At 71.1% G+C, this 4,692-nt stretch carries 5 protein-coding genes; 3 read left to right on the forward strand and 2 right to left on the reverse strand.

Annotated elements, in window-relative coordinates:
- The 3 genes from AC1DP0_RS18305 to AC1DP0_RS18315 all read left to right on the forward strand — a co-directional run.
- A partial coding sequence (locus AC1DP0_RS18305; protein WP_478087198.1) for a sirohydrochlorin chelatase occupies window positions 1-386 on the forward strand: 386 nt, incomplete at its 5' end.
- Between the two features lie 443 nt (window positions 387-829).
- Window positions 830-1,594 carry an IMPACT family protein gene (locus tag AC1DP0_RS18310; protein WP_478087200.1) on the forward strand — a complete coding sequence of 255 codons (765 nt, stop codon included), beginning with the start codon at window positions 830-832 and terminating at the stop codon, window positions 1,592-1,594.
- 59 nt (window positions 1,595-1,653) lie between these two features.
- On the forward strand, window positions 1,654-2,226 hold the full coding sequence (locus tag AC1DP0_RS18315) for an HhH-GPD-type base excision DNA repair protein (RefSeq protein ID WP_478087202.1): 573 nt from the start codon (window positions 1,654-1,656) through the stop codon (window positions 2,224-2,226).
- A gap of 63 nt (window positions 2,227-2,289) precedes the next feature.
- Here the strand turns inward: AC1DP0_RS18315 and AC1DP0_RS18320 are convergent, their stop codons facing one another.
- Both AC1DP0_RS18320 and AC1DP0_RS18325 read right to left on the reverse strand, forming a co-directional pair.
- Window positions 2,290-3,672, reverse strand: a complete 1,383-nt coding sequence (locus AC1DP0_RS18320; protein WP_478087204.1) for an MBL fold metallo-hydrolase — start codon at window positions 3,670-3,672, stop codon at window positions 2,290-2,292.
- 116 nt (window positions 3,673-3,788) lie between these two features.
- The gene (locus AC1DP0_RS18325) at window positions 3,789-4,598 is read right to left on the reverse strand and encodes a sulfite exporter TauE/SafE family protein (protein WP_478087206.1); all 810 of its coding nucleotides are present in this window, start codon (window positions 4,596-4,598) and stop codon (window positions 3,789-3,791) included.
- Between the last annotated feature and the right edge of the window lie 94 nt (window positions 4,599-4,692).

The following is a 4,692-nucleotide window of genomic DNA, read 5'->3' on the forward strand; positions in this document are numbered from 1 at the left end:
ACCGCCTCGCGGGCCTGCTCCTGCGTCGGCTCGCGGCCGCCGGCCTGCGTGACGACGACGTCGTCGTCCTCGGCGCCGCCGGGTCCTCGCAGGAGTCGGCCGTGGGCGACTGCGAGCAGGTGGCGGAAGCGCTCGGCCGTCTCATCCGCCGTCCCGTCGTCACGGGCTACCTCTCTGCTGCCGAGCCCAGACTGGCGGATGCTGTTGCTGCACAGCGCCTTCCGGGGCGTCGAGTCGTCGTCGCGACCTATCTGCTCGCGCCGGGGTTCTTCGCCGACCTCGCCGCTCGGTCCGGCGCCGACGTCGTGACTCCCCCACTCCTGCTCCCGCACGAACCCGCACCGGCTGAGCTCGTCGACGTCGTCGTCGAGCGCTACCTCGGCTGACGAGCGCGGCTGCGGCCACGCCGGGGGCGTCAGCGGATCGGCAGGCCGAGGTCCTGGCGGCTGCAGCCGGGACACCGGCCGGCACGACCGGGCCGAAGGACAGTGGCTCGAACGCGGTTGCCCCAACCGGGGGCCGCCCGATCCAGTGGCCCCCGCCGACCGCGTGGGCTGCCTGGGGGACAGCGGTGCTGACGAGCGGACGACCGCGGTCCGGACCCCACCCAGTGGGGCCTGCGGCCGACTGGACTCCGACTGGACTCCCGACTGGACCTGACGACGTCCCTGGACCCCTGCAGTGCCGGCAGGGCCGCAGACCCTTCGCCCGCGCGGTGCGACCCGCTGCCGACCACCGACGAGCCGCTCGAGCGGTGCTGCACGTCGGCGTTGTCATGGAGGCTCGCGACAGCTGGTCGAACTCGGTGCCGATGCGGTGCAGGTCGTCCATGACCCTGCAAACCGGACCGATCCTGACTGACGGCGACGCTTCGCGCAATGGGGAGCGCTCCCCCCGGCGCCCGGCATACTCGAAGTGCTCCGTCCCAGCGCCCGAGGAAGGTATGCCGCTGAGCCCGTCACGCCGCTACCTGACCCTCGCGTCCCCGGCCACCGCCGAGCTCGAGGTCAAGCGGTCGCGGTTCGTCTGCGACGTGGCGCCGGTGTCGTCGGAGGAGGCGGCGCGCGGGTTCGTCGAGCAGGTGCGGTCGGGCACCCGCGACGCCCGGCACCACTGCACGGCCTTCGTGCTCGGCCCGGACGGTGCGACCCAGCGCAGCAACGACGACGGTGAGCCGTCCGGGACCGCGGGCGCTCCGATGCTCGACGTCCTGCGGGGTCGCGGCCTGACCGACGTCGTGGCCGTCGTGACTCGGTGGTTCGGGGGGACCCTGCTGGGCACCGGAGGCCTCATCCGCGCCTACGGCGACGCGGTGACCCGGGCACTCGACGAGGCGACGGTGCTGGCCCGCGAGCTGCGAGAAGGTGTCGTCGTCGACGTCGACCACGCGTCAGGCCCGCGGGTCGAGCACGCCCTGAGAGGACTGGCCCACGTCGAGGTGGGTGCTGTCGACTACCTCCCGCAGGGCATGCGCCTGGCCGTTGCGGCAGCGCCCGACGCCGTCGCGGAGGTGGCGCGGACCGTCGCGACCCTGACCTCCGGTGCCGGTCGGATCGCCCCGGGCATGCCGTCCTGGGTCGATGCGACGCCCTGACGTGCGCCGTGGCGTCCGATGCCACGAATCCGGCACGGACTGCATGAGAACATGCCTGCATGGGCTTCCAGATCGCCAACGAGCCGGCCGCTGACCAGGTCCTCGACGAGCACCCGTTCGCCGTCGTCGTAGGGATGATGCTCGACCAGCAGTACGGCATGGAGCACGCCTTCCGCGGCGGCTACAAGGTGCTGAGCCGCTTCGGCACGCTCGATCCCGCGGCGATCGCGGCGGCCGACCCCGACGAGTTCAAGGCGATGGCCAGCACGCCCCCGGCGATCCACCGGTTCCCGGGCTCGATGGCGACGCGCCTGCAGGAGCTGGCCGCCCTCGTCGAGAGCCGCTACGACGGCGATGTCACTCGGCTCTGGACGGAGGCGACCACCGGCAAGGAGCTGCTGCGACGCGTGCAGGAGCTGCCGGGCTTCGGCAAGCAGAAGGCGCAGATCTTCGTGGCGCTGCTGGCCAAGCAGCTCGGCGTCCGGCCCGAGGGCTGGGAGGCAGCCGCCGGCGACTACGCCCTCGACGGCTACCGCTCGGTGGCGGATGTCGTGGACGCGGACTCGTTGCTCAAGGTCCGAGAGTTCAAGCAGGCGAAGAAGGCTGCGGCAAGGTCCGAGCAAGGAGCCTGAGCCACAACGACTTCCGTCTGTATGCCGCTGGGCTCGCCTCTCATGGTGGCGAGCCCAGCGGCGTCACGACTTGGAGGCCGTGTGAGCGCGGTCCCAGGCGCTGTAGCCGCCAAGGATGTCGGAGACGTCGACGAAGCCCTTGGACCGCAGCAGGCTGGCACCGACGGAGCTGCGCCACCCGCCGGCGCAGTAGACCACGACGGGCTTGGTCGGGTCGAGCTCGACGCCACGACGCGACAGCTCGGTGAGCGGGATGTGCACGGCGCCGGGGAGTCCACCGGTCTCGAGCTCGCCCGCATTGCGGATGTCGACCAGCTGCACCTGCCCACGGATGGCGGCGCGGTCCGCCTCGGCCACGGAGAGGCGACTCGCTGGCACGACGTCGTCCTGCTGTGACCGGAGGTACGCCTCCGGGTCCGAGACATAGCCGACCACGTGGTCGTAGCCGATCCGTGCGAAGCGCGTCGCGACCTCCTGCTCCTGCCCGTCGGGCGCGATGACGATGATCTCGTCGTCGGGCGCGAAGACCATCCCCACGGTCTCGGCCATTCGCCCGTCGGCCGGGACGTTGACGGAGCCGCGGAGGTGCCCCATCGCAAACTCCTGGACGTCGCGGGCGTCGTGGACGCGGGCACCGCGAGAGAGCGCCGCCTCGACACCCGCGTCGTCGAGCGCCGGAACGACGGCGTCGATGTCGCGCGGGTCGCGGGCCTGCTTGTTGAGCTCCGCGTTGTAGGCGAAGTACGCGGGCGCGGCGGACTGACCTGCGGTGACGACCTCGACGAAGTCGGCCTCGCTCATCGGCTGACAGGCGTAGTTGAAGGCGCGCTGCTCACCGATGGTCGACTGACGTTCGGTCGAGAGGTTCTTGCCGCACGCGGACCCCGCACCATGAGCCGGGAAGACGCGAACGGCATCCGGCAGGCCCATGAGCTTGTGCTGGACCGAGTCGAACAGCATCCGCCCCAGCTCCTCGGCCGTGACACCCACCGACGCCAGCAGGTCGGGCCGGCCGACGTCACCGATGAAGAGTGCGTCACCCGTGAGGACGCCGTAGGCGACCTCGTCGTCGGCATGCTCGAAGACGAGCACCGAGATCGACTCCGGGGTGTGGCCGGGAGTGGCCATCACCTCCAGCGTCACGTCCCCGAGCAAGACCCGCTCGCCGTCGACGAGCTGGCGCACGGGGAAGTCGGTGACGGCGGCCTCACCGTAGCCGATCCAGGCACCCGTCTCACGCGCCAGCTCGAGGTGGCCCGACACGAAGTCGGCGTGGAAGTGCGTGTTGATGATGCCGACGATCTGGAGGCGCCGTGCTCGGGCGTCGTCGAGGTACTCCGCCACGTCGCGGCGCGGGTCCACGACGACAGCCCTGCCGCTCGTCTCGTCGGCGATGAGGTACGAAGCCTGCGAGAGGCAGTCGAGGTAGTACTGGGTGAAGATCACGGATGGCTCCTTGGGGGCGACGCAACAGGACTGCCGACTTCAAAGCATACCCCGTGGGGTATGTTCCCGCTCGACCGTCCGGGCGCACCCGGAGGAGTCCTGGGCTCGGCAGATGGTCAGCCGACGAGGGAGAGGCTGCGCGCAGCCGTGTACAGGGCGACGGCGATCAGCAGGACGGCGAAGGCCATGGTGAGGTGCCTCGGGTTGGCGCGGGAGGCGATGCGCCCCCCGACGAGGCTCCCGACGACGGCCGCGACGGTGAAGACCGTGATGAGTGGCCAGTCGAGGGCGCTGCCGCCGTGGGTCATGCGCGCGACCAGAGCGGTCGCACTGTTCACGGCGATGACCAGCAGCGACGTGCCCACGGCAGTGGGCATCGGGAACCCGAGAGCCAGCACGAGCGCCGGCACCAGCGCGAAGCCCCCACCGACACCGAAGAACCCGGTCAGCAGACCGACGAGCGTGGCGGTCACGACCACCTTCGCGACGCGGGGACAGGCGCACACGAAGGGACGCAGCGTGATCATCGGCTCGACGGTCGGGTCCAAGAGGTCCGAACGTGCACTGGGGTTCAGGACGCGGCGCAGCAGGAGGGCGGCAACCACGAGCATCAGGCCGGCGAAGGCGAGGAGCAGGGTGGAGGGAGCGACCGACCGGGACAGTGCGGTCCCCGCGAAGGAGCCGGCCGTGCCGAGCGCGCCGAAGACCAGGCCCTGGGCGAACCGGACCCGGCCGGCACGGGCGTGCGACACGAGCGCGATGAGCGAGGTGATCCCCACGATGACCAGGGAGCTGGTCGTGGCGTCCCGGGGGTCCTGACCGAGGACGTACACCAGGGCCGGGACGGTGAGGATCGAGCCTCCTCCACCGAGGGCACCCAGGCTGACCCCGATGAGGACGCCGAGCGGGATGGCCAGCAGGAACACGCGGCGGACTCCTTTAATGCGTGGTGGGGGTGCCGTCAGGCTGTCGGTTCTCAGCGGGCGTCGGTGTGTGGCGCACTCCTTCGAACAAGGGAAC

Source organism: Terrabacter sp. P5_B1 (assembly GCF_056400505.1).

Bases quoted from the DNA above. Each gene is read 5' to 3' on its own strand.
- AC1DP0_RS18315 (WP_478087202.1), top strand. From the start codon at position 1,654: ATGGGCTTCCAGATCGCCAACGAGCCGGCCGCTGACCAGGTCCTCGAC.
- AC1DP0_RS18310 (WP_478087200.1), top strand. From the start codon at position 830: ATGACCCTGCAAACCGGACCGATCCTGACTGACGGCGACGCTTCGCGC.